Origin of the sequence: Corynebacterium fournieri, assembly GCF_030408775.1 — a bacterium.
Classification (GTDB): domain Bacteria; phylum Actinomycetota; class Actinomycetes; order Mycobacteriales; family Mycobacteriaceae; genus Corynebacterium; species Corynebacterium fournieri.
Window position 1 is genome coordinate 2,247,735 of sequence record NZ_CP047210.1, and the last position, 23,293, is coordinate 2,271,027.

Annotated in this window: 20 protein-coding genes and 3 rRNA genes; 5 read left to right on the forward strand and 18 right to left on the reverse strand. The window is 62.5% G+C overall.

The features are described 5' to 3' along the window. Positions 1–256 precede the first annotated feature (256 nt). From rrf to CFOUR_RS10740, 6 genes are all read right to left on the reverse strand, one after another. Positions 257–374, reverse strand: a 5S ribosomal RNA gene (rrf, locus tag CFOUR_RS10715). Between the two features lie 165 nt (positions 375–539). Next, positions 540–3,627 (reverse strand): 23S ribosomal RNA (locus CFOUR_RS10720). A gap of 398 nt (positions 3,628–4,025) precedes the next feature. Further along, positions 4,026–5,543: ribosomal RNA gene (locus CFOUR_RS10725) — 16S ribosomal RNA — on the reverse strand. Together the 16S, 23S and 5S rRNA genes form the textbook arrangement of a ribosomal RNA operon. Positions 5,544–6,096: 553 nt before the next feature. Continuing rightward, entirely contained in the window at positions 6,097–7,095 is a 999-nt protein-coding gene (locus CFOUR_RS10730; RefSeq protein ID WP_085957157.1) for a hypothetical protein, read from the reverse strand. Next, positions 7,095–7,853 (reverse strand): ATP-binding cassette domain-containing protein, encoded by a 759-nt coding sequence (locus tag CFOUR_RS10735; protein ID WP_085957156.1) that lies wholly within the window; start codon positions 7,851–7,853, stop codon positions 7,095–7,097. The genes CFOUR_RS10730 and CFOUR_RS10735 overlap by 1 nt, the downstream gene beginning before the upstream one ends. Then, a complete protein-coding gene (locus tag CFOUR_RS10740) occupies positions 7,850–8,224 on the reverse strand; it encodes a GntR family transcriptional regulator (RefSeq protein ID WP_085957155.1) in 375 nt (124 codons plus the stop codon). Before CFOUR_RS10740 ends, CFOUR_RS10735 begins: the two co-directional genes overlap by 4 nt. 171 nt (positions 8,225–8,395) lie before the next feature. Here CFOUR_RS10740 and CFOUR_RS10745 point away from each other — a divergent pair, with 171 nt between their 5' ends. Further along, complete coding sequence (locus CFOUR_RS10745; protein WP_085957154.1) at positions 8,396–9,832, forward strand: NYN domain-containing protein; 1,437 nt, start codon at positions 8,396–8,398, stop codon at positions 9,830–9,832. Positions 9,833–9,945: 113 nt separating this feature from the next. Here the strand turns inward: CFOUR_RS10745 and CFOUR_RS10750 are convergent, their stop codons facing one another. Beyond that, the gene (locus tag CFOUR_RS10750; RefSeq protein WP_085957153.1) at positions 9,946–10,866 is read right to left on the reverse strand and encodes a PspA/IM30 family protein; all 921 of its coding nucleotides are present in this window, start codon (positions 10,864–10,866) and stop codon (positions 9,946–9,948) included. 88 nt (positions 10,867–10,954) lie between these two features. Next, positions 10,955–11,326, reverse strand: a complete 372-nt coding sequence (gene trxA / locus CFOUR_RS10755; protein WP_085957152.1) for a thioredoxin — start codon at positions 11,324–11,326, stop codon at positions 10,955–10,957. Between the two features lie 125 nt (positions 11,327–11,451). On the opposite strand from trxA, the gene CFOUR_RS10760 reads away from it, so the two are divergent. The 3 genes from CFOUR_RS10760 to CFOUR_RS10770 are packed head-to-tail and all read left to right on the forward strand — an operon-like array spanning position 11,452 to position 14,142. After that, on the forward strand, positions 11,452–11,652 hold the full coding sequence (locus CFOUR_RS10760) for a hypothetical protein (protein ID WP_085957151.1): 201 nt from the start codon (positions 11,452–11,454) through the stop codon (positions 11,650–11,652). 9 nt (positions 11,653–11,661) lie between these two features. Further along, complete coding sequence (locus tag CFOUR_RS10765) at positions 11,662–11,862, forward strand: heavy-metal-associated domain-containing protein (protein ID WP_085957150.1); 201 nt, start codon at positions 11,662–11,664, stop codon at positions 11,860–11,862. Positions 11,863–11,871: 9 nt separating this feature from the next. Continuing rightward, positions 11,872–14,142 carry a heavy metal translocating P-type ATPase gene (locus tag CFOUR_RS10770; protein ID WP_413540773.1) on the forward strand — a complete coding sequence of 757 codons (2,271 nt, stop codon included), beginning with the start codon at positions 11,872–11,874 and terminating at the stop codon, positions 14,140–14,142. Between the two features lie 45 nt (positions 14,143–14,187). On the opposite strand, the gene CFOUR_RS10775 is transcribed toward CFOUR_RS10770, so the two are convergent. Next, positions 14,188–14,406 carry a hypothetical protein gene (locus CFOUR_RS10775; RefSeq protein ID WP_085957149.1) on the reverse strand — a complete coding sequence of 73 codons (219 nt, stop codon included), beginning with the start codon at positions 14,404–14,406 and terminating at the stop codon, positions 14,188–14,190. A 119-nt stretch (positions 14,407–14,525) separates the two neighbouring features. Continuing rightward, entirely contained in the window at positions 14,526–16,031 is a 1,506-nt protein-coding gene (gene dnaB, locus CFOUR_RS10780) for a replicative DNA helicase (RefSeq protein ID WP_085957148.1), read from the reverse strand. Positions 16,032–16,413: 382 nt separating this feature from the next. Between dnaB and CFOUR_RS10785 the strand changes: the two genes are divergently transcribed. Further along, positions 16,414–16,818: a hypothetical protein gene (locus CFOUR_RS10785; RefSeq protein WP_085957147.1), complete on the forward strand. Its 405-nt coding sequence runs from the start codon at positions 16,414–16,416 to the stop codon at positions 16,816–16,818. Here the strand turns inward: CFOUR_RS10785 and CFOUR_RS10790 are convergent. From CFOUR_RS10790 to CFOUR_RS10825, 8 genes are all read right to left on the reverse strand, one after another. Next, the gene (locus CFOUR_RS10790; protein WP_085958380.1) at positions 16,789–18,849 is read right to left on the reverse strand and encodes a RecQ family ATP-dependent DNA helicase; all 2,061 of its coding nucleotides are present in this window, start codon (positions 18,847–18,849) and stop codon (positions 16,789–16,791) included. The genes CFOUR_RS10785 and CFOUR_RS10790 overlap by 30 nt on opposite strands. A gap of 43 nt (positions 18,850–18,892) precedes the next feature. Beyond that, positions 18,893–19,567, reverse strand: coding sequence for an AAA family ATPase (locus tag CFOUR_RS10795; protein WP_085957146.1), 675 nt, complete (start codon positions 19,565–19,567; stop codon positions 18,893–18,895). Next, a complete protein-coding gene (locus CFOUR_RS10800; RefSeq protein ID WP_085957145.1) occupies positions 19,567–20,253 on the reverse strand; it encodes an AAA family ATPase in 687 nt (228 codons plus the stop codon). Before CFOUR_RS10800 ends, CFOUR_RS10795 begins: the two co-directional genes overlap by 1 nt. 3 nt (positions 20,254–20,256) lie before the next feature. Continuing rightward, positions 20,257–21,018 (reverse strand): chymotrypsin family serine protease, encoded by a 762-nt coding sequence (locus CFOUR_RS10805; protein ID WP_085957144.1) that lies wholly within the window; start codon positions 21,016–21,018, stop codon positions 20,257–20,259. Positions 21,019–21,151: 133 nt separating this feature from the next. Beyond that, a complete protein-coding gene (gene rplI, locus CFOUR_RS10810) occupies positions 21,152–21,604 on the reverse strand; it encodes a 50S ribosomal protein L9 (protein WP_085957143.1) in 453 nt (150 codons plus the stop codon). 48 nt (positions 21,605–21,652) lie between these two features. Beyond that, the gene (locus tag CFOUR_RS10815) at positions 21,653–22,312 is read right to left on the reverse strand and encodes a single-stranded DNA-binding protein (RefSeq protein WP_085957142.1); all 660 of its coding nucleotides are present in this window, start codon (positions 22,310–22,312) and stop codon (positions 21,653–21,655) included. A 51-nt stretch (positions 22,313–22,363) separates the two neighbouring features. Beyond that, entirely contained in the window at positions 22,364–22,660 is a 297-nt protein-coding gene (gene rpsF / locus CFOUR_RS10820; protein WP_085957141.1) for a 30S ribosomal protein S6, read from the reverse strand. Between the two features lie 443 nt (positions 22,661–23,103). After that, positions 23,104–23,292 (reverse strand): hypothetical protein, encoded by a 189-nt coding sequence (locus CFOUR_RS10825; protein WP_085957140.1) that lies wholly within the window; start codon positions 23,290–23,292, stop codon positions 23,104–23,106. Position 23,293 lies beyond the last annotated feature (1 nt).

Here is a 23,293-nt window from a genome sequence, read left to right on the forward strand (position 1 = left end):
TTGTCCGCAATGCGTGGATTCCGCAATGGGTGAGCCCGCAACTGGTAGCCGCTGGGGCGATCGACCCCGTGATTGGTTGGTGTGCTCCAATGGTTGGTTGGGGTGTGGTTCCGCAATGCGGGTGCCGGTGTGCTGGCGGTGTGCGCCGGCTGCGGTGTGCGGGCGGCGGGCCAAAAGGGGGCTGCATATGTGAAAGCACCCGCTGTTGGTCATCGTGGTGGTGATCAACGGCGGGTGCTTTATTGTGAAGTTGTTGGGTCGGCGGTAACCTACTCTCCCACTCCCTCCCGGGGGCAGTACCATCGGCGCGGGCGGGCTTAGCTTCCGGGTTCGGAATGGGACCGGGCGTTTCCCCGCCGCTATCAACCACCGACACACCTTGGGGGGCATGCCTGGGTCGCGTGTGCGACTGGTGTATGCAGTTGTTCGGCCAACCAGCGTGGTGGTTGGTGTGTTGTGTCAGTGACTGCACAGTGGACGCGAGCACAACATTTGTGTTGTGTTTCGTGCGGTGTTTACAACCCTATGTTGGTTGTTTGGTGTTGGTGTTTATTGGTGTATTAGTACCGGTCGCCTCCACACATTGCTGTGCTTCCAGGTCCGGCCTATCAACCCAGTCGTCTTCTGGGAACCTCAAATGAAACCTCATCTTAAAACAGGCTTCCCGCTTAGATGCTTTCAGCGGTTATCCCTCCCGTACGTAGCCAACCAGCCGTGCTCCTGGCGGAACAACTGGCACACTAGAGGTACGTCCGTCCCGGTCCTCTCGTACTAGGGACAGCCTTCTTCAAGTTTCAACGCGCGCGGCGGATAGAGACCGAACTGTCTCACGACGTTCTGAACCCAGCTCGCGTGCCGCTTTAATGGGCGAACAGCCCAACCCTTGGGACCTACTCCAGCCCCAGGATGCGACGAGCCGACATCGAGGTGCCAAACCATCCCGTCGATATGGACTCTTGGGGAAGATCAGCCTGTTATCCCCGGGGTACCTTTTATCCGTTGAGCGACACCACATCCACAAGTAGGTGCCGGATCACTAGTCCCGACTTTCGTCCCTGCTCGACTTGTAAGTCTCGCAGTCAAGCTCCCTTGTGCACTTACACTCTAAACACCTGATTGCCAACCAGGCTGAGGGAACCTTTGGGCGCCTCCGTTACATTTTGGGAGGCAACCGCCCCAGTTAAACTACCCACCAGGCACTGTCCCCAACCCAGATCATGGGCCAAGGTTAGATATCCACTACGGTCAGAGTGGTATTTCAACAACGACTCCACACACACTGGCGTGCATGCTTCCAAGTCTCCCACCTATCCTACACAAACCGCACCGAATGCCAATACCAAGCTATAGTGAAGGTCCCGGGGTCTTTTCGTCCTGCCGCGCGAAACGAGCATCTTTACTCGTACTGCAATTTCACCGGGCCTGTGGTTGAGACAGCAGGGGAGTCGTTACGCCATTCGTGCAGGTCGGAACTTACCCGACAAGGAATTTCGCTACCTTAGGATGGTTATAGTTACCACCGCCGTTTACTGGGGCTTAAATTCTCCGCTTCGGACAAAAGTCCTAACGGGTCCTCTTAACCTTCCAGCACCGGGCAGGCGTCAGTCCGTATACATCAACTTAACCGTCTTCGCACGGACCTGTGTTTTTGATAAACAGTCGCTCCCCTCTCTTCTCTGCGACCCCAACACGCACACCAACCGTATGGAAGGCAACGCGTTGAGGTCCCCCTTCTCCCGAAGTTACGGGGGCATTTTGCCGAGTTCCTTAACCACAGTTCACCCGCTCGCCTGAGTATTTTCTACCTGACCACCTGTGTCGGTTATGGGTACGGGCCGTACACACACATCGCTAGAGGCTTTTCTCGGCAGTCCAGGATCACCAACTTCACCCATTCGGGTTTACGCATCACGCCTCACACTTATGACAGCCGGATTTGACCTAGCTGTCGTGCCACACGCTTGCACCGCAATCCAATCAGCGGCATAGGCTACCTCACTGCGTCACCCCATCACTGACCTACAACGGATCAGGCCCCACGCATCACCACCAACCATCCCACCACAAGGGTGGAACAACGTCGGCGGGTCAGGGTGGTTAGTATCACCGCTTCGATACTGGGCGCGTGCATACGGGTACGGGAATATCAACCCGTTGACCATCGACTACGCCTGTCGGCCTCGCCTTAGGACCCGACTCACCCTGGGAAGACGAACTTGACCCAGGAACCCTTAGTCATCCGGCGGGCAAGATTCTCACTTGCCATTCGTTACTCATGCCTGCATTCTCACTCGCATGCAGTCCACCGCTCCTTCCGGTACGGCTTCACCCCACACACGACGCTCCCCTACCCAAACAAAAAATGTTTGCCGCGGCTTCGGCGGTGTGCTTGAGCCCCACTACATTGTCGGCGCGGAACCACTCGACCAGTGAGCTATTACGCACTCTTTCAAGGATGGCTGCTTCTAAGCCAACCTCCTGGCTGTCTTCGCGATCCCACATCCTTTTCCACTTAGCACACCCTTAGGGGCCTTAACCGGCGATCTGGGCTGTTTCCCTCTCGACTATGAAGCTTATCCCCCACAGTCTCACTGCAATGCAACACTATAAACCGGTATTCGGAGTTTGGCTGACGTCGCTAAGATGATAGTCCCGCTCAACCAACCAGTAGCTCTACCTCCGGCAAGCTCACATCACGCTGCACCTAAATGCATTTCGGGGAGAACCAGCTATCACGGAGTTTGATTGGCCTTTCACCCCTACCCACAGCTCATCCCCTCAGTTTTCAACCTAAGTGGGTTCGCGCCTCCACAACCTCTTACAGCTGCTTCACACTGGCCATGGGTAGATCACCCCGCTTCGGGTCCAGGACATGCCACTTGCCACCCTCTTCGGATTCGCTTTCGCTACGGCTCCCCCACAGGCGGGTTAACCTCGCGACATGCCGCTGACTCGCAGGCTCATTCTTCAAAAGGCACGCCATCACACACGAAAAGGTGCTCTGACGGATTGTAAGCGCATGGTTTCAGGAACTCTTTCACTCCCCTCCCGGGGTACTTTTCACCATTCCCTCACGGTACTTAATTCACTATCGGTCACACTGAGTATTTAGGCTTACCGGGTGGTCCCGGCAGATTCACAGCAGATTCCACGAGCCCGCTGCTACTCGGGGAAAACATAAACAACACAACCACACATGCCTTCACGTACAGGACTCATCACCTACTCCGGTGCACCATCCCAGATGCTTCCGCTGACACGTATAAATCATGCTCACAGTCGACAGCCTGCAAACGTCTACGCCCCACAACACCGCACACGCAACCCCTGTCAGGTATCACACGCACACGGTTTAGCCTCATCCGCTATCGCTCGCCACTACACACGGAATCACAATTGTTTTCTTCTCCTACGGGTACTGAGATGTTTCACTTCCCCGCGTCAACCCCCACACAGACTATGTATTCACCTGCGGGTAACACCACACAACTGATGCTGGGTTTCCCCATTCGGACATCCTCGGATCAACGCTTTGTTGGCAACTCCCCGAGGCATAACGCAGCCTCACACGTCCTTCATCGGCTCAGCATGCCAAGGCATCCACCATACGCCCGTAACAAAACACACGGACACACAAACAATCAAGGTATAAACACCAAAACACAAAAAAGAAAGATACTCGCGTCCACTATACAGTTCTCACACAACACAACCCCACCCCACCAGCGACAACAACAACCATCACCAGCGAAAAGCAGGGCCCAACAAGGACAAACCAATGCTGCCCCAGACACCCAACAGTGCACCAACTACATACTCTCATCACGCAAGCAATCAAGCCCACCAACACCATGCAGCACACACCCACAACCAGGCAATCAACCACCAACCACACATCCGGCCGGCAACCAACCACCCACAGGTGCATGTCCACCCAGTGAACAATTTAAAACAAGTGGCAGTCACACACTCGGCGACTCAACCACCACACACCCACAACTGCGGGCAAACAAAAAACTCCTTAGAAAGGAGGTGATCCAGCCGCACCTTCCGGTACGGCTACCTTGTTACGACTTCGTCCCAATCGCCGATCCCACCTTCGACAGCTCCCATGACAGGCCACTGGCTTCGGGTGTTACCAACTTTCATGACGTGACGGGCGGTGTGTACAAGGCCCGGGAACGTATTCACCGCAGCGTTGCTGATCTGCGATTACTAGCGACTCCGACTTCATGGGGTCGAGTTGCAGACCCCAATCCGAACTACGACCGGCTTTCAGCGATTCGCTCACCCTCACAGGCTCGCACGCGCATTGTACCGACCATTGTAGCATGTGTGAAGCCCTGGACATAAGGGGCATGATGATTTGACGTCATCCCCACCTTCCTCCGAGTTAACCCCGGCAGTCTCTCACGAGTCCCCACCATAACGTGCTGGCAACATAAGACAAGGGTTGCGCTCGTTGCGGGACTTAACCCAACATCTCACGACACGAGCTGACGACAACCATGCACCACCTGTACACCAACCACAAAGGGAAACTACATCTCTGTAGCGATCTGGTGCATGTCAAGCCCAGGTAAGGTTCTTCGCGTTGCATCGAATTAATCCACATGCTCCGCCGCTTGTGCGGGCCCCCGTCAATTCCTTTGAGTTTTAGCCTTGCGGCCGTACTCCCCAGGCGGGGCGCTTAATGCGTTAGCTACGGCACGAACCCCGTGGAAGGGACTCACACCTAGCGCCCACCGTTTACGGCATGGACTACCAGGGTATCTAATCCTGTTCGCTACCCATGCTTTCGCTCCTCAGCGTCAGTTACTGCCCAGAGACCTGCCTTCGCCATCGGTGTTCCTCCTGATATCTGCGCATTCCACCGCTACACCAGGAATTCCAGTCTCCCCTACAGCACTCAAGTTATGCCCGTATCGCCTGCAGTCCCGCAGTTAAGCTGCGGGCTTACACAAACGACGCGACAAACCACCTACGAGCTCTTTACGCCCAGTAATTCCGGACAACGCTCGCACCCTACGTATTACCGCGGCTGCTGGCACGTAGTTAGCCGGTGCTTCTTCTCCAGGTACCGTCACAAAAACGCTTCGTCCCTAGCGAAAGGAGTTTACAACCCGAAGGCCGTCATCCCCCACGCGGCGTCGCTGCATCAGGCTTGCGCCCATTGTGCAATATTCCCCACTGCTGCCTCCCGTAGGAGTCTGGGCCGTATCTCAGTCCCAATGTGGCCGTACACCCTCTCAGGCCGGCTACCCGTCGACGCCTTGGTAGGCCATTACCCCACCAACAAGCTGATAGGCCGCGAGCTCATCCCACACCGAAAAAACTTTCCACCACAACATCCAAGAAGTGGTCCTATCCGGTATTAGACCCAGTTTCCCAGGCTTATCCCGAAGTGCAGGGCAGATCACCCACGTGTTACTCACCCGTTCGCCACTCGAGTACCCAAGCAAGCTTGGGCCTTTCCGTTCGACTTGCATGTGTTAAGCACGCCGCCAGCGTTCATCCTGAGCCAGGATCAAACTCTCCACAAAATATGTTTCAGCAGAAACAGGCCGTGAAAAGCCCAATACCCAACCAAAAACAAACCAAACCAACACCACAAAAGTGTCAGACTGGCAAAATCCAAAAATTACAAAGGTTCAAACCACCGACCCCAACCCGACGGGGCAAAACAAAGGGGTCGATGAAAACATACGTGAAACATGAAAACCACACCCCACGCACACCGATCCAAACAATGACGCGATCCATCAATGGAATTCAACCACGCCACCACCGGCACACACCCTTAAAAAGGCACGCACCACACAGTGCACGAAAAGGCAGGCAAACACACCCACGCAACAAAAGTACATTGGCACACTATCGAGTTCTCAAACAACACCAGCACACCCAAAACCAACCCACACAACGTGAGCCAGCCTCAAAGTGACTTTGGAATCTATCAGCGATTGTTTTCCTGCCCGCCACACAAACCAGAGAACCTTTTATCTGCTCTCCAGCGGGGCGTTGTCGGTCTCGCTGACTCGATATAAGTTACACACACCCCAACAACAACACAAACCCCCAGCACAAACCAGGGTTCTAGCGGTTTTTATAAGACGTCTTTGGGTTCATATAGCCACCCAAATACACCACCTGCATCGCAGCACCGATCAGCAATAGTGCTCCCGCGACGCCTAGGACGTATACGACTTCACCGTCCGCGAAACTCTCCACTTCAACTGTGCGCGAGGCAGGGATGGCCAAAAACATCGCCGGCAGCAGCCCCAGGTCACTGCGCCGAGCCTTTATGGCGGTACCCAGTACTGCGCAAGCGAACGCACCCGCCGCCCCGACCGCCACCGCGGCCCAACTCGTACTCGAGGCGACAACAACGACTACCGCATAGAGCAGCACCGACACGCCTGAAGCCGCGAGCGATACGCCCAGCCAGCGCCGACGAGGCACCCCGTAGCTCGCGCCCACGTCCGGGCCAGCGATCCCCGTGCCGGGCATAGAGTAGACGCAGTACCAAACCAGCAGCGGCAAAGACCCAATCCACGCTCGGAGCGGCTCAGAACCAATGAAGCTTGCCAGGTACAGCGTCACGCAATGCGCCACCGCGATACCCAAAGCCCAGAGCAACTGCGGCTTCCACACCAGCTCCACAAGGAAGCCGCGCGCACCTAGCCGCGACCGAACGCGTTCACGCGGCCCGGGCACTTCGCCGGTGACGTAGCGCTGCCCCATGATCAGGCCCATCGCGACAGCCCCCAACGCACCCACCACTCCGACCCAATCAGGCCGCAGCGCCAGGGCAACCCCCGCGCCCACGATCACCGCTGGTGCCACGGCCATCGCGTTCAGCCGCAGCTTCGAACTGCGGGGCATGCCGTAAGCCGCATAGGTGGTTTCCTCCGTCGACAGCGCGCCAATGGCAAACAAGGTCACAAGCGACGGCGCGAACACGGCGTTCAGCGGGTGATCGGTGATGGCCGAGCTGAGGGCGAACATCAGCCCCAGCGGCACCATCCAGAACAGCCTGGTCAGCGGCGGCGCGGTGAACTGGTGGCGGAAGAATCCAAACAAGGTCGTGTTCATTAGTACACCTCCAGGTAGTGCTCGATGAGGTCGTCGAATCGCGCGGGACGGGCATGGCGCGTTGCGTCGTCGATAGGCAAAAGCTCACCACCGGCTACCGCGAAGGCGTCGGCGTCCGCAGGGGCGCATTGCTTGGCGACGGCCCCCTCACGGCCCAGCACCACCGCCGTATCCAGCACCTTCGCCGCATCCTCGATGTGGTGAGTGGCCATGACGATGGTGCGTCCCGTGTCGGCCTGCGCGAGCAGGTGGCGGTAGAACACGGAGGTGTTGTGGGTGTCGAGGCCGACGTAGGGCTCGTCGAGAAGCAGAAGGTCTGTGCCGGCTGCCAGGCCGATGACGATGGCGACCATCGCGCGCTGGCCACGGGAAAGCTTCTCGTAGCGGGTTTCCAGGGCCTCATCGAGGAAGAACTCCTCTGCCAGCACGCTGGCGAGCCGCTCATCCCATGTGCGGTAGCGCAATTGGGCGCCTTTGATTACGTCCGCACCGGACCAGCTGCCCGGATACGCGGTGTCCACGCCGGTCAGGCACGTGCGGTCCATGACGCGGGCATTGCCGAAGGGGCGTTCCCCGAACACCTCGACGGTCCCCGCCGTTGGCTTGAGCTGCCCGCCGATGATGCGCAGCAAGGTGGATTTGCCCACGCCGTTGCGGCCGAGCAGGCCGTGGATACCGGGGCCTAAGTCCAGATCGACGCCGTTGAGGACGTTCTTGGAGCCGAAAGTGCGGGTCAGTTGGCTGGTGTGGATGGTCATTGGTACATGCCTCTACTTTCTGCGACGCGGTCGATGAGGTCGTGGAGGTCGGAGCGGGAGTAGCCCAAGTGCAGGGCTTCGTCGATCAGCGGGGCGATGAATGCGCCGGCGAAGTCGTCGCGACGCTTGGCCAAAATGCGCTCGCGGGCACCTTCGGTGACGAACATGCCCAGGCCGCGGCGCTTTTCCAGCACGTGATCGTCGACAAGCAATGCGAGCCCCTTGCGCGCTGTCGCCGGATTGATCTCGTGGAACTGGGCGAGTTCGTTTGTTGACGGCGCCTGCTGCCCGGGGGCGAGAGTGCCGTCGACGATGAGGTCGGCGACGAAGCTGGCGATCTGCACGAAGAGCGGCTCGGCGTCCGTATTCATGCGCTCCCCTTCGGTTGATTGGTTAGTTACTCGAGTAACTAACTAACTATCACGCAGGACGATCGACTGCAAGGGAAAGTGAGAAACCGGACATGGAACACCCGAGGTTTTTCAGGCAAGATGGTGCGTGTAACGCAACTTAGTAACGAAAAGAATCGGAATTTAGGAGCCATGCTTGAACGCACACTGGTGTTCGTCGACACGTCATACCTACTTGCGAGCTTTTACAACTCGTGGGAAATCGGCGCACGCGCACAGTTAGAAATTGACCTGCCGGAGGTTGTGACGACCCTCGGCAAAATGATCACCAACCAACTCGACCAACCCATCCACCGCCAGCTCTGGTACGACGGCATCCCGGACTCCGGCCCGCACCGCTACCAGCGCGCCCTGCGCACCTGCGACGGCGTGCAGCTGCGCACCGGCCAACTCATCGAGTGGGGCGAACGTCGCACCCAAAAAGGCGTGGACACCCGTCTCGTCGCCGACCTCGTTGTTAACGCCGTGAGCGAGAAATTCACCGACTTTGTGCTGGTCTCCGGCGACGCGGACATGATCCCCGGTGTCGAGGAAGTGACCAACCACGGTGCGCGCATGCACCTCTACGGCTTCGGCTGGGACTCCATGTCCTCCGCCCTGCGCCACGCATGCGACAGCACCACCATTCTCGACCCGCGCGAAGACTTCGCGGAGGCCATGCGCCTGCAGGTCCTCGAAGGACCGTTGCCGCCGAGCATCAGGGAGCGCCCGCTTAACGACGCAGCTCCGCTCAACGAGGTGGACGGTCCCACCGCCGTGCCCGGTTTGGGCCCGGACCCGCTCGGGCCGGACGCCGGCAAAGGCGGCGAGGCTGCCGCCTCCGGCGGGGGCGCTGCGGACGAGAAAGCGGCCGACGCCCCCACCGGTGACTCGCCGAAACCTGCTGCTGACCCAAGCACCGACACAGCCCCCAAGCCGGCCCCGTCGGCGGAATCCGCGGCGGAGCCGGCACCGAAGCCGTCCGACATTGTCGGCACCCCGGCGTCACAGCAGCGCACCCACCGCCCATGCGAGCCAGAGGTGGACGAGCCCTCCGAGGCACAGGTGGAGGCCAACAACGAGTCAAACAAGCCCGGCAACCACCGAGTCTCCAGCGAGCCGGATCATCCAGCCGCGCCGGGCTCCGGTGCTCCGTCGCCAGCCTCGCTGTCCGCCAGCGCTTCGGGTACGGCGAAGCCGAACCCGAAGCCGAACCCGAAGCCGGGCCCAAAGCAGGGCCCGAAGCCTGCACCGAAGCCGTCCATGATGGCCCCGCGACGCAAGCTTCGCTCCCGCTACGTGCCGCTGCCCGAAGAGGTGTGGACCTCCGCCGGGTTCCAAACCCCCTACGACGTGGGCCAGCAGTACGCCACCTGGTGGTTTGAAAACGCTGCGTCCAGCGAGCAGCGCGACAGCGCCCATCTCCTCTCCGGCGGCGGGCTGCCCCCGGAGATCGACCGGCCGCTGCTGCAGTTCGCCTGCGAAACGCTGCACGAGTACACGCTGACGGAAACCCAGCGCGTCAACCTGCGCGACGGGTTCCATTCCGGCATCCGCGGCGTGCTCATCAACATCCGCCGGCAGCAATAGCGGCAAGGTAAAAAAGGCGGCACCCCGAAGTGGCCGGGGCGCCGCCTTTTGCCTTGCCTACCTGAAAATTTGCCCACCCGTTCTCGCGTGCTGGGTGCACAAATCGGGTGCAGCTAGTCCTCGTCGCTCATGTACTTCTCCGCGTCGGCGAGGATGTCGTCGGTGTTCTTGTCGGCATTCTTGTTCGCGCCCTCGTTCGCGTCCCCGCCCTCGTTCTCAGCGGCGATGCGGCGGGAGCTGCCGGAAGCTGCCGGCGTCTCCTTCTCCTCGTCGCCAGCCTCGATCTGACGGTCAGCACCCGTGCCGGCTTCGAGCTCGCCGCCCATGGAGGCGCGAATCTGGTCGAGGCGGCTGGAAGCGGCGACATCGGCGGTGCCGGACTCGATCTCGGCCATCCGGTCCGTCATGTTGTCCTTCATCAGCTCCTGCTGGCCCAGCGCGTTGGCGTAGCGGCGCTCGATCTTGTCGCGCACGCCGTCCAGGGTAGGCACGTTGCTGTCGTTGAACTGGTTCATGGAGTCCATCGTCTTGGCCTGCTGCTCCTGCATGCGGGCCTGGTTGAGTTGGGACTCAAGCTGGGAGACCTGGGACAGCTGCTCCTTTAGGTGCGCCTCCGACTGCTGCTGCTTCGCCTGCGCTTCCTTGGCGGCGTGCTCGGCAGAAGCGTAGGCCTGCTTCGTCTGCTCGAGCTCCTGCTCCACGGAGACCAGCTGGGTGGCAATCACCTCGGCCGCGTCGTTGAACTGCTGCGCCTTCTCCGCATCACCCGCAGAGTTCGCCTTATCTGCGGCCTGCAGGGCGGTGCGGGCCTTGGTCTGCAGGTCCTCCTGGGACTTGATCAGCCGCTCCATCTTCATCTGCAGCTGGTTGCGGTTGCCGATGATGTTGGCGGCGTGCTCGGAAACGGCCTTGTGCTGCTCCTTCGCCGCCGCGACGGCCTGCTGGATCTGCACCTTCGGGTCCGCGTTTTGGTCGATCTTGGAGTCGAACGACTGCATGAGGTACTTCCAGCCCTTGCTAAACGGGTTCGCCATGGGGGTGTCCTTCCGTGAGGTGATTGCGTCGTAAAGCGAGTGTACGCATGAAAAAAGCGCCCGTGTCGCGGGCGCTTCTGCAGCGGGCCTACTGTTCGGAGGCGTTCTGCTCCGCAATCTGGCGGCGCACGTCGTCCATGTCGAGACCCTTGACCTGCTGGATCAGGTCGTCGAACGCTGCCGGCGGCATAGCGCCCGCGTTACGGAAAACCATGATGCCGTCGCGGAACGCCATCAGCGTCGGGATGGCCTGAATCTCCAGCGCGGAGGCGAGCTGCTGGTGCGCTTCCGTGTCGAGCTTGGCAAACACGACGTCGGTGTGCGTTTCAGACGCCTTCTCGTACGTCGGCGCGAACTGCTTGCAGGGGCCGCACCACTCTGCCCACGCGTCGACGAAAACGATTCCGTCTTGGGTAACGGTCTGCTCGAACGTGTCCTCGGTTACATCGATGGTGCTCAAGATACGCTCCTTAGGGCTTTTTGGTTATTGTTGAAGGAATTGCAACGGGTACAACCCTAACAACGCCCGCCTTATTCCGAGCCGGGCGAGGACAATGCGGAAACAGTAGGAGGCTTGCAGCAGCCATGACGAAGACGTACCGGATCTCGGGCCCGAAGGACGAAGTCGCGGTCGATTCGCTCAAAGACGAGCTGTCGCTGGTGGACGGCACCCACGAGTTTGAACTGGACCTCGAGGCGGGACAACTCACCGTCGTCGGCTTCACGTTTGCGGACGAGGATATTGTGAAAGCGGCGAAGAACGCCGGGTACACGCTCGAAATCTAGGAGGATCCAATGGCAGGACGCGAGTTCAACGTCGAGGGAATGACCTGCGGGCACTGCGAGCTCAGTGTGCAGGAAGAGATCTCTGAAGTCGCGGGTGTGACCGCAGTGAAGGCGGACCACACTACCGGCAAGGTGACCGTGGAGGGCGACGGTTTTTCCACCGACGACATCGCCGCGGCGGTGAAGGAAGCCGGTTACACCTTGGCTTAAGCCAGGCCTATGGTGGGGGTTATGACTGAAACCCCCACAGCATTGCAGCACGTCGAGCTGGGCGTGACGGGGATGACCTGCTCGTCGTGCTCCTCGCGCGTGCAGCGCAAACTGAACAAACTCGACGGCGTGGACGCGTCCGTGAACTTCTCCACGGAGACCGCCAGCGTCGAGTTCGACCCCGCCAGGGCAACGCCGCAGTTGCTTATCGACGAGGTACGAAACGCAGGCTACGACGCCTTTCAAATGACCGACGACGCCGGCGGCGGCGCGGTTGAGGGTCAGACCGAAGGGGCGCAATCAGGCGGAAAGCTCGAGAACGCCCGGCTGGAGGCAGCCGAAAAGCTCAAGACCACGACGATCTGGGCGGCGCTGGTGTCGCTGCCGGTGATGGTGGTGAGCATGGTGCCGGCGCTGCAGTTTTCCAACTGGCAGTGGGCGGCGTTCGCGGCGACGACGCTGGTGTTTTTCGCCGCTGGCAGTGTGTTCCACCGCGCAACGTGGACGAATCTCAAGCACGGCGCAATGACGATGGACACGCTGATCACGCTGGGCACCTCCGCGGCGTACCTGTGGTCCGTCTGGGCCCTGTTCTTCGGCAACGCGGGCGAGCCGGGAATGACCATGGAGATGTCTCTCTTCCCCTCGCACGCGGGGATGGACGAGATCTATCTCGAGTCCGTCTGTGTGGTGATCACCTTCCTGCTGCTCGGGCGCTGGTTTGAAATGCGCGCCAAAGGGCAGTCCTCGGAAGCGTTGCGCCAGCTACTGGACATGGGCGCCAAGGATGCTGCCGTCATCCGCGACGGCAGAGAGGTGCGCGTGCCTATTTCCCAGGTGGCGGTGGGCGACCAGTTCATCGTGCGCCCCGGCGAAAAGGTGGCCACGGACGGGCGCGTCGTGTCCGGGCACTCCGCAGTGGATGAGTCCATGCTCACCGGCGAGTCCGTGCCTGTAGAGGTCACGGAGGGCTCCGCAGTCACCGGCGCCACGTTGAACACATCCGGCCGCTTGGTGGTGGAGGCCACCCGGGTCGGTTCCGAAACCACCCTGGCGCAGATGGGCAAGCTCGTGCGCGACGCCCAGGCTGGCAAGGCGCCGGTGGAGCGCTTGGTGGACCGGATCTCCCAGATGTTCGTGCCCGCTGTAGTAGTAGTTGCGCTGGTGACGCTGGTCGGGCACTTGCTGGTGGGCCACAGCACGGCGCACGCGTTCACCGCCGCGGTGGCGGTGCTGATCATCGCTTGCCCGTGCGCGTTGGGCCTGGCCACGCCGACTGCGATTTTGGTGGGCACGGGCCGCGGCGCCCAGATGGGGCTGTTGATCAAGGGCCCGGAGGTGCTGGAATCCACCCGCCAGGTCGACACCGTGGTCATGGATAAGACCGGCACCGTCACCTCCGGGCAGATGAGTGTCGCGGATGTCGTCGCCGCGCCCGGATTCACCGCCGAGGAGGTGCTGCGCCTGGCCGCCGGCGTGGAGTCCGGCTCCGAGCACCCGATCGCCCGCGCGATCGCGGACGCCACGGACGATGTGCTGGAGTTTGAGAAATTCCAAAACGAGGTAGGAAATGGTGCTTCTGCGCTTGTCGACGGCCATTCTGTCCGCGTCGGCCGCCCCTCCGTGCCCCTGGACGCGCTGGCCGGCGCCTTCGATGAGGCCCAACACGCCGGCGCAACGCCGGTCGCGGTGGAGGTCGACGGCGCGCTGGCCGGTGTGATCGCTGTCCGCGACACGGTGAAGGAGGATTCTGCCGAGGCGGTGGCGCAGCTGCGCGATCTGGGGCTCACCCCGCACCTGCTCACCGGCGACAACGCCGGCGCCGCGCAGGCCGTGGCGGCGGAGGTGGGCATCGACCCTGCCGATGTCACCGCCGGGGTGCTGCCACAAGACAAGGTGGAGGTGGTCAAGCGCCTGCAGGCAGAGGGCAAGCACGTGGCCATGGTGGGCGACGGGGTCAACGACGCCGCCGCGCTCGCGCAGGCGGATCTTGGCCTGGCCATGGGCACCGGCACAGACGTGGCCATCGAGGCCGCCGACATCACGCTGATGCGCAACTCGCTTGTCTCGGCGGCGGACGCGATCCGCCTGTCGCGCAAGACTCTGAAGACGATCAAGGGAAACCTCTTCTGGGCCTTCGCTTACAACGTCATTCTCATCCCGGTGGCGGCGCTCGGTTTCTTGAACCCGATGTTGGCCGGCATCGCCATGGCGTTCAGTTCGGTGTTCGTGGTATCGAACTCGCTGCGCCTGCGGGCGTTTCAGTCGGTTGCTGCCTAGACGGGGCGGCGGGGCGATTGCTTGACGACGGTCACGTGGCCGTCGCTAAGCAAACAGGCGCAGGATACGCGACTTCAAGGACGTATCCGCCGTCGCCTGATCGATCTCGTCGATGCTGCGCGGCAGGTTGAGCAGGAGCGTGTCCTCGCCTGACTTCGCCACGGTGATGCTCGGGTCCAGCTTGGCCACCGTTGCGGCGCACGCGGCAGGGCCGTTGATGAACGCACGGTCATGGCTCTCTCCTTCATTAGCGGGCTGTGGCACGCATCTTAAACGCGTTTGCGCAGCGTGTCACCGTTGGAAAGGCATTCCTAACTCCGCAAAGGGCATGCAAACCTTGCGTCGGATCACGGTCGCATCAACATCACCGGGGAGTACCCGCGCTAGCCGTGTGCCATGTTGACGAAGCGGGAGTAGTGCAGCTGGTGCGCCACAGGGATAGTGTCGATCGGGCCGCCGCGGTGCTTCGCCACAATGATGTCGGCCTCGCCGGCGCGCTCGTCGTCGCGGTCCTGTGAGTCCGGGCGGTACAGCAGGAACACCATGTCGGCGTCCTGCTCGAGCGAGCCGGACTCGCGCAGGTCCGCCAGCTGCGGGCGCTTGTCTGTGCGCGCCTCGGGGCCACGGTTGAGCTGGGAAATGGCAATGACTGGAACTTCCAGCTCCTTGGCCAAAAGCTTGAGGTGGCGGGAGAACTCCGAAACCTCCTGCTGGCGGGACTCGACCTTCTTGCCGGAGCTCATCAGCTGCAGGTAGTCCACCACCACCAGGTCCAGGCCATGCTGCTGCTTCAGGCGGCGGGCCTTGGAGCGGATTTCCATCATGGTCAGGTTCGGGGAGTCGTCGATAAACAGCGGCGCGTCCTGGATCTCCGTGAGACGCTGGGTGAGCTTTTCCCAGTCGCGCTCCTCCATCTGGCCCGAGCGCATGGACGACAGCTTGATCTCCGTCTCCGCGGAAAGCATGCGCATGATGATCTCGGACGCGCTCATCTCCAGCGAGAAGATGACGGACGTCTTGCCCTCGTGGATCGAGCACGAACGCATGAAGTCCAGTGCGAGCGTGGACTTACCCACGCCCGGGCGGGCCGCGATGATGATCATCTGGCCAGCGTGCAAGCCGTTGGTCAGCTTGTCTAGGTCGATAAAGCCGGTGGGCACGCCCGCATCCAGCGCGCCGCCGGAAGCGATCATGGTCAGCTCGTCGATAGTCGGCTTCAGCAGGTCCGACAGCGGACGGTAGTCCTCGCCCGCCTGGTTGCGGGTGATGGAGAAGACCTTCTGCTGGGCATGGTCGACGATCGCGTCGACCTCCATGCCCTCCTCGCCCTCGTAGCCGAGCTGCACCACCTGCGTGCCGGCGTTGACCAGCTGGCGCAGGATGGACTTTTCCTCCACGATCTCCGCGTAGTAGCGAGCATTCGCCGCGGTGGGCACCTCGGAGATCAGCGTGTGCAAATACGGCGCGCCGCCGACTCGCTCCAGCGCGTTGAGCCGGTCTAGCCGCCCCGCGACAATGAGCACGTCGACGTTGCTGCCCTGGGCGAACAGATCCAGCACAGCCTGGTAGATCAGCTGGTGGGCGGGGAAGTAGAAATCGTCCGGGCGCAGGCCCTCCGCCACGTCCAAGATGACGTCCGGGTTGAGCAGCATCGCACCGATGACGGAGCGCTCCGCCAGCTCGTCGTGAGGCGGGGTGCGGTACTCCTGCAGCTCGTTATTGCCGCGGTTGAAGTTGGAGTACTTGTTGCCGCGGCCGCCGCTATCCCGGCGCTGAGATCCCCCGGTGTTGCCCTGGAAGGTCTCGAAGTCGGAATCGCTGAAGTCTGCGTAGTCCGTTGCCGGCTCCGGCGGCGGCACGTAGTCGTCGAAGCTGTCGTTTGCGCCCATGTGCTCCCCTTTCGCTGTGTGTATGAGACTACCCCGTAACGCAAACCGCACACCGAGTTATCCACAGGGGCTGTGAACAATCCCCAATCACGCGGGTGAGTTTTCCACAACCCCGGTGTTTGGGGTGTGGAATTCGTGTGGATTCGCACCAAGACGCCGCTGGTTAATGTCATATACCCCCAGCTCACCCTGTATATTTTCAACAATTGACGTGGTGGCGAAATAGGTGGATAACTCCCTTGACCACGGGGTTTGACAACGACGAATTGTCCATTCCAGTAGACATTTGCGGGCGTAAGCAGGGTGTATAACTCACCACTTATCCACATTCGCCACAGGCTGCGTTGAAGTCGCGTTCAGGCTGTTTTCTTAGACTTGCCCCATGTCCACTCGCGCGATTGCCTGGAGCTATCTCACCTTCATCGTGGCAGTGCCCGCTGTATCCCTCGCCGGGGTGCACCTGGCGGGCAGCGGCCTCGATTTCGCCGCTCGACAACTGATTTTCGCCGGCATGGCCGTGCTCACTGTTGCGGGTGCCTTTGGATGGGCGGCCGCCTTCACCCGCGCCACCCGCTCGCAGCACCGCGCCACCGTGGCTGTGTGGATCGCCACCGCGTGCCTTGCCGTGGGGTTCGGCTCTTTCGCCCACACGTCCTGGGAGCAGTACCAGGCGGAGATGGCGCTGCCCATCATCGACCTGTTCCTCTGCCTTATCCCGCTCGGCCTCGCCGTGCTGCTCGGTGCGGCCATCGCCGCGTCACGCCCGGGAGGCGAACGCGAGCGGTAGCACCTCCACGCCGAAGCGCTCGGCGATGTCCGCGGCCGCCACGGTGGCAGACCAGCCGGAATCCACCTCGGCCACCAGCAGCAGCACCGGTCCTGCGTCAACGTCGACGCCTGAGTAGTCGTAGTAACGGTCCAGGGCGTTGACGCGGAAGGCGGAGTTGCGGGCCTGAACCTCTTCCCCGCCAGCACGCACCACCCCGCCGAACGCCATCTGCCCCACCCGCGCCAGCGCTTCCGCGGTGGCCGCGACCATCTCGGTGCGCGCCGGATCAGCCGTGCCGAGGGCGACCACGGCAGACGGACGCGCGGCCCAGTCCCAGTCCGCCAGCACCGCCACGAAGCGTGTGAGCCACTGGTCCTCGCGCCATTTCTCCGCGGGCCGGTAGGCGCTGTCGCGCAACAGGGCGGCCAACGCGGGCCCGCGGGCGACGTCGTTGAGGCGGCCCAGCGCCTTGCCCGCGGCCACACCTTTGATCTTTCCCCGGCGCGCCGAGCCGGTGGGCCACATCTTGCGCTGGGACAGCGGCACGCCCGGGGCCTTCAAGCGGGCATCGATGCGCTCCGCAAGCGCCTGGTCCACCTCCACGGGCAGGTGGTTGCCGGTGCAGTTGTCGCAGCGCCCACAGCGCTCTCCCTCCCCAATCGTGGGATCGTCCAACTCTTGGCGCAGAAACACCATGCGGCACGCCTCCGTGGCCTCGTAGGCGAGCATGAGTTCCTGTTCGCGCTTGCGGGCGTCCGCCAGGCCGTCGTAGCGCTTGTGGTCGTAGGCCCAGGGCTCGCCGGTGGTCACCCAGCCGCCCTTGACGCGTCGCACGGCACCGTCGACGTCGAGAACCTTCAGCGCCTGGTCGATGCGGCTGCGCGAAAGATCGACGGCGTTTTCGAGTCTCGGGGTGGAGACGGGCTCCGCGCCAAGCGAGGCGAGCAGGCGTTGGACCACCTGCTCTTCCGGCATGGACACCGACGCGAAGTAGTCCCACACGCGCTGGTCCTCCGGACCGGGCAGGAGCACGACCTCAGCGTGGTCGGTGGCACGCCCGGCGCGGCCAACCTGCTGGTAGTAGCTCACCGGGGAGCTCGGCGCCCCCAGGTGGACGACGAAGCCGAGGTCGGGTTTGTCAAAGCCCATGCCGAGCGCCGAAGTGGCCACCAGGGCCTTGAGCTCGTTGTGGATCAGCGCCTGCTCCAGCCGTTCGCGCTCCTCCGCCTCCGTGCGCCCGGTGTAGGCGGCCACGTTCCAGCCGGCGGTCTCAAGCGCCTCCGCAAGGTCGTGCGCGGCGGCGACGGTGAGGCAGTAGATGATGCCGGAGCCTTCCATCTGCGCCAGGTATTGCGCGATCCACGCGGCGCGCTGGGTCGGATCCGGCAGTTGCACGACGTTGAGCGAGAGCGACTCGCGGTCCAGCCCGCCGCGCAGCACGCCGGTGCCCTGCCCGAGCTGTTCAACCACGTCGGCCACCACGCGGTCGTTCGCGGTGGCTGTAGTGGCGAGCACGGGAGTGTCGGGCCCGAGGTCGCGGATAAGCAGCGCGATGCGGCGGTAATCCGGCCGGAAGTCGTGCCCCCAGTCGGAGATGCAGTGGGCCTCGTCCACCACGAGCATGCCCACCGACTGCGACAGCTGCGGCAGCACCTCCTCGCGGAAACCCGGCGCGTTCAGGCGCTCCGGGCTGATCAGCAGCAGATCAAGCCCGTCCACGTCCGCCTGGATTTCCTCCCACTGTGTCATGTTCGCGGAGTTGATCGTGGCGGCGCGGATCCCGGCACGGGCGGCTGCTTCCACCTGGTTGCGCATGAGCGCCAGCAGCGGCGAGACAATGACGGACGGCCCCGCGCCCGCCTCACGCAAAAGCTTCGCGGCGATGAAGTACACCGCCGATTTGCCCCACCCGGTGCGCTGCACCACCAGCATGCGTTTGCGCTGGTTGACCAGGGCATCGATGGCCTTCCACTGGTCGTCGCGCAGGGTGGCGTCTGGCCCGGCAATGCCTTTGAGAAGTTCGTCCGCATGTTCGCGTGTCGCTGTCATGGCGCACACCATATACCACCAGTCCGACACGGGTGTTCGAACGCTATTCCAGCTCCCCTTCGGCCCACTCGGCCATGTACTCCGCGATTTCGTGCGGGTCCGCCAGGAAGTCGCGCATGGCCCGGTAGGCGAGGGTCTCCTCCAGGCCCACCCCGCGCTCGATGCCGCGCTCGCCAATCTCCACGATCTCCGCGCCCGGCACCCCCAGCACGATCGGCGAGTGCGTCACCGCAATCACCTGCGCACCCGCCTCCCCTAGTGCGTGCAACTGCGCCACCAGTGCCATCTGCGCCACTGGGGACAGCCCCGATTCGGGCTCGTCCAGCAGGTACAGCGCATCCGGGATAAGCCGCGACGTCAGCTCCATCACGGACTCCCCGTGCGAGCGTCCGCCGAACTCCGTCACGCGCGTGTGCGTCTCGCCGCGCAAGAAGTACCCAGCCTTCGCGCGCGGCCCGGTCCGCAGCTTAAGCGCGCCAAACATCGGGTCGCGGGGGCCAGACTTACCGACGCCCCACGTTCCGCCCTCCAGCGCAACCCCCCAAGCCCGCGCAATCCCCTCAAGCAGGGTGGACTTTCCCACTCCGTTTCCGCCGGTGAGCAGCGTGACCGGGTGGGTAAGTTCAAAACCGAACTCCGCCACGTGGGAGATCGCCGGGGTCGCAAGCGCCCACTCGGGGGCCTGCGCGGGATCGACGGTGACCTGCTGGACAAACATCACGGCTGCACCAAATACGTCGCAGTGTCGGCCGGGTTGTCGATGAACTCCTGGGTGGCGGTAACGGGCTCGCAGTCGTCGTAAAGCACAGGCTCCAATGTAGGGACGCTAACAATGCGGGCGTCCGGCACCGCGAGCAGCACCGGCGAATGCGTGGCCATGAGCACCTGCGCGCCCCGGCGGGTCAACACCGCCAGCAGGCCGAGCAGCTCGAGCTGCGAAAACACCGACAATCCGTCTTCGGGCTCGTCCAGAATGATCAACGAATCCGGACCGAAGCGTTCGCGGGCGATGCGCATGATGCCCTGCCCGTGGCTGCGTCGGGTGAGGTCTTGCAAGGAGTCCTCCGGGCCGAGACTCTCGTGATACTCGGCCAGGTCGAGGTAGGTTTCTCCGCGCAGGAAGTACACGTCGCTCGGGTTCTGGCGGCGCGTCAGCGTAAGCGAAGCGTGGAGCCGGGAATGGTCCGCGGCCTCGAAGCGGGCGTGGCGCGACCCGCCCGCGGCGTTGGCACCGGCGGCCACCGCAATGGCCTCTACAAGCGTGGACTTTCCGGAACCGTTGTCTCCGGTGAGGATCGTGGTCTGCGCGAGTTCAAGCGGCCTATCGGCCAACCGACGCACCACCGGCAGATCACGGGCATAGCCCTGCACCTGCTCGGAGAGACGGACCTTGGTCAGGAACATGGCCTAGCGCAACCCCGCCGGCAGCGGCAGCAACCCGTCCACCGCGAGCAGCACACCGAACGCCGTGCCCGAGACGACACCGATGATGTTGGCGCTGCCGTCCGGGTTGACGGTGTAGACCGGCCCGCCGGAATCGCCGTGCAGCGCGAGAATGAGCACAGCCAGCTCGCCGGTCTCCGGGTTCACCTTCAGCACCGGTCCGCACGTGCGGGACGTGCGCGCGCCGTCCTTGCACACAATCTGTCCCGGCCGCACCGCCGTCACCGGGTGGTAGCCGGCCACGCGCCGCGTCGGGTTGATCTGGCGCACCGCATCCGTCAGCGGGTGGACAGCGCCCAGAAGCGGAATGTCCACCGCGCCGCCGCGCACCGCACCGCCGTTGTGCGCGCCACCGCCCAGCGGGAACCAGGCCACGTCACGCAGCGGGCTGCCCAGGGTGTTGTCGCCCCGCATCTCAAAGCCCGAATCGTGCAAGTCCCCCGAGATCTGCGTGCGGTTGTCTGCCGCGTACACCGCAACCGGCACAGCGCCGCCGACCGGTGCCAGGCAGTGGCCGGCCGTGACCCCGTACGCCTGCCCTCCGCGGTACGCCACAGTGTTCAGGGTGCAGCCGTAGCGGGCACCGTCGCTGTAGGCGACGCGGATGCTGTCGCCGGCATAAAGGTCCACCGCATGGGCAGGGGTAGCAAGGCCGACAGCTGCAGCCGCCGTGAGCAGGACAGTCACGGCGAGGGATCGCGCACGGCGCGCCACGGAAAAGCTCATGAGCGGTATTGTATCGGCATACAACAAGCGCGGGCCCCACTCCTCACAAGTGGGACCCGCGCTTGAAAATGCTGTTGTCGTTGGACTGCTTACTTTCCGTTCTCAGGCGGAGCAGTCGTCGATAAGCGAGTGCTTACGCGCTTACGACCTCGAAGTTCACCTTGCCCTCCACGTCGTCGTGGAGGTTGACCTTGACCTGGTAGCCACCGGTCTTGGTAACAAGGCCCTTCGGCACGTTGATGCGACGCTTGTCCAGGTTCGGGCCGCCCGCAGCCTTCACGGCATCGGCAATGTCGCCCGGCTTCACGGAGCCGAACAGCTTGCCGTTGTTAGCGGTTCGCACTGCAACCTTGACGCCCTTGAGCTGGTCGAGCTGGTCACGCAGCTCCTTGGCGTGATCCAGGTCGCGGACCTGGCGCTCAGCCTGGGCACGCTTGATGTCTTCAATCTGCTTCTCTGCGCCGCGGGTAGCCGGGATAGCCAGGCCGCGCGGGAGCAGGAAGTTGCGTCCGTAACCGTCCTTGACCTCGACGACCTCTCCAGGCTCGCCAAGCTTCTCGACGGCAGCGGTGAGGATCAGCTTCATAATCCTAACCTTCCTTATGGTGAAAAATGCTTGATGTGTGGTTGTCGTTTAGAACGGTGGCTCATCGCCCGCGCCGCCGGAAAAACCGCCGGCCTCAGGGGCGGAACCCCACGGATCATGTTCGGGCTGGGACTGGTTCTGGCCCTGGTTGCCGTTGAAGCCACCCTGGTTGCCGCCCTGGCTCTGGCCGCCGAAGCCGCCGTTGCCCGGGTTGTAGCCGCCCTGGTTGGCTTGGCCTTGACCGCCCTGACCACCCTGGCCCTGACCGCCCTGGTTTCCACCGAAACCGCCACGCTGGCCGCCCTGGTTGCCGCCGCCGAAGCCGTTCGACCCGCCCTCACGCGGGTTCCGGCTGACAGACGCGCTGGCGTACTTCAGGGACGGGCCGACCTCGTCGACCTCGACCTCGAACACGGTGCGGTTTTCGCCCTCTCGGGTCTGGTAGGAACGCTGACGCAGCTTGCCGGTGACCACGACGCGCATGCCCTTCGTCAGGGACTCCGCGACGTTTTCCGCCATCTGGCGCCAGCAGTTGCAGGTGAGGAACAGGGCTTCGCCGTCTTCCCACTGGTTGGTCTCCCGGTTGAAGGTGCGGGGCGTCGACGCGATGCGGAAGTTCGCAACGGCGGCACCGCTCGGGATGAAACGCAGTTCCGGGTCCGCAACCAAGTTGCCGACGACGGTAATCGGGGTATCGCCTTGAGCCATGTCCTAAACCTTCCTACCTGCTGATCGTGTGGTTTCTGAGCCTACCGGTTCTTACTTGTCGGTACGCAGAACCTTGGTGCGCAGAACGTTCTCGTTCAGGTTCAGCACGCGGTCGAGCTCCTTGACCGTGTCAGCCTCGCAGTCGAGGTTCACAACGGCGTAGATGCCCTCTTCCTTCTTGTTGATCGGGTAAGCAAGACGCTTCTTGCCCCACACATCAACGTTTTCCACCTTGCCGTTGTCCTTGCGGACGGTCTCCAGGAACTTATCCAGGGACGGGGCAACGGTGCGCTCATCCTGCTGCGGATCGAGGATGATCATTACTTCGTAGTGACGCACGGACCTCATCACCTCCTATGGTCTGGTTGTTTCGGCCATCACCCTTGTGGTCATGGCAGGAGGGTTCGTTGCGTCAAGCAACCCGGACAGCGTACCCCACCGTTTACCGAGCTCAAAACCTTAGGTTTCCCGCGAGCGTGCGCGGACTCCGCATTGCGGACAACTTCGCCACCACCAACTATTGGTGCGGACCCAGCAATCCGGGGCGCGTCGGGGCGGCTGCTCGCAAAAGTTGACGACTCGATTTCGCGAACTGGGGAAACGCGACGCCAAAACGGCCCGATCGTCAGCTTTTACGAATCCAGCCCGCCAGGACTCCGCATTGCGGACAATCCCGGGTCCACCAACTATTGGTGCGGACCCACTTTGTGTACGAATCAACGGGGCAAAAACCTGACCTGCACGTTTGCAACGCGGGAATCGGCCGAAATGTTGATTCGTACAAAATCCGGCTAGTGCGGGTTGGGCACAGCGGAGAAGAGGGCGAGGGAGACGGGGATGACCGTCATGAAGACAAACGCCAGCAAGCCCATGCTTAGCGACGCTCGTTTCCGCCCCTTCACCGCGAAGTAAAAGGAGGTGCTGAATAGGACAAACGCCACCACAATGGAGGCAATGCCCAAAATCGTGGTGGCGTTCATC

Bases quoted from the DNA above. Each gene is read 5' to 3' on its own strand.
- CFOUR_RS10770 (WP_413540773.1), top strand. From the start codon at position 11,872: ATGGTGGGGGTTATGACTGAAACCCCCACAGCATTGCAGCACGTCGAG.
- CFOUR_RS10750 (WP_085957153.1), bottom strand. From the start codon at position 10,866: ATGGCGAACCCGTTTAGCAAGGGCTGGAAGTACCTCATGCAGTCGTTC.
- rplI (WP_085957143.1), bottom strand. From the start codon at position 21,604: ATGAAGCTGATCCTCACCGCTGCCGTCGAGAAGCTTGGCGAGCCTGGA.
- CFOUR_RS10825 (WP_085957140.1), bottom strand. From the start codon at position 23,292: ATGAACGCCACCACGATTTTGGGCATTGCCTCCATTGTGGTGGCGTTT.
- CFOUR_RS10815 (WP_085957142.1), bottom strand. From the start codon at position 22,312: ATGGCTCAAGGCGATACCCCGATTACCGTCGTCGGCAACTTGGTTGCG.
- CFOUR_RS10745 (WP_085957154.1), top strand. From the start codon at position 8,396: ATGCTTGAACGCACACTGGTGTTCGTCGACACGTCATACCTACTTGCG.
- CFOUR_RS10730 (WP_085957157.1), bottom strand. From the start codon at position 7,095: ATGAACACGACCTTGTTTGGATTCTTCCGCCACCAGTTCACCGCGCCG.
- CFOUR_RS10805 (WP_085957144.1), bottom strand. From the start codon at position 21,018: ATGAGCTTTTCCGTGGCGCGCCGTGCGCGATCCCTCGCCGTGACTGTC.
- dnaB (WP_085957148.1), bottom strand. From the start codon at position 16,031: ATGGGCGCAAACGACAGCTTCGACGACTACGTGCCGCCGCCGGAGCCG.
- rpsF (WP_085957141.1), bottom strand. From the start codon at position 22,660: ATGAGGTCCGTGCGTCACTACGAAGTAATGATCATCCTCGATCCGCAG.
- CFOUR_RS10760 (WP_085957151.1), top strand. From the start codon at position 11,452: ATGACGAAGACGTACCGGATCTCGGGCCCGAAGGACGAAGTCGCGGTC.
- CFOUR_RS10795 (WP_085957146.1), bottom strand. From the start codon at position 19,567: ATGTTTGTCCAGCAGGTCACCGTCGATCCCGCGCAGGCCCCCGAGTGG.
- CFOUR_RS10765 (WP_085957150.1), top strand. From the start codon at position 11,662: ATGGCAGGACGCGAGTTCAACGTCGAGGGAATGACCTGCGGGCACTGC.
- CFOUR_RS10790 (WP_085958380.1), bottom strand. From the start codon at position 18,849: ATGACAGCGACACGCGAACATGCGGACGAACTTCTCAAAGGCATTGCC.
- CFOUR_RS10800 (WP_085957145.1), bottom strand. From the start codon at position 20,253: ATGTTCCTGACCAAGGTCCGTCTCTCCGAGCAGGTGCAGGGCTATGCC.
- CFOUR_RS10785 (WP_085957147.1), top strand. From the start codon at position 16,414: ATGTCCACTCGCGCGATTGCCTGGAGCTATCTCACCTTCATCGTGGCA.
- CFOUR_RS10740 (WP_085957155.1), bottom strand. From the start codon at position 8,224: ATGAATACGGACGCCGAGCCGCTCTTCGTGCAGATCGCCAGCTTCGTC.
- CFOUR_RS10735 (WP_085957156.1), bottom strand. From the start codon at position 7,853: ATGACCATCCACACCAGCCAACTGACCCGCACTTTCGGCTCCAAGAAC.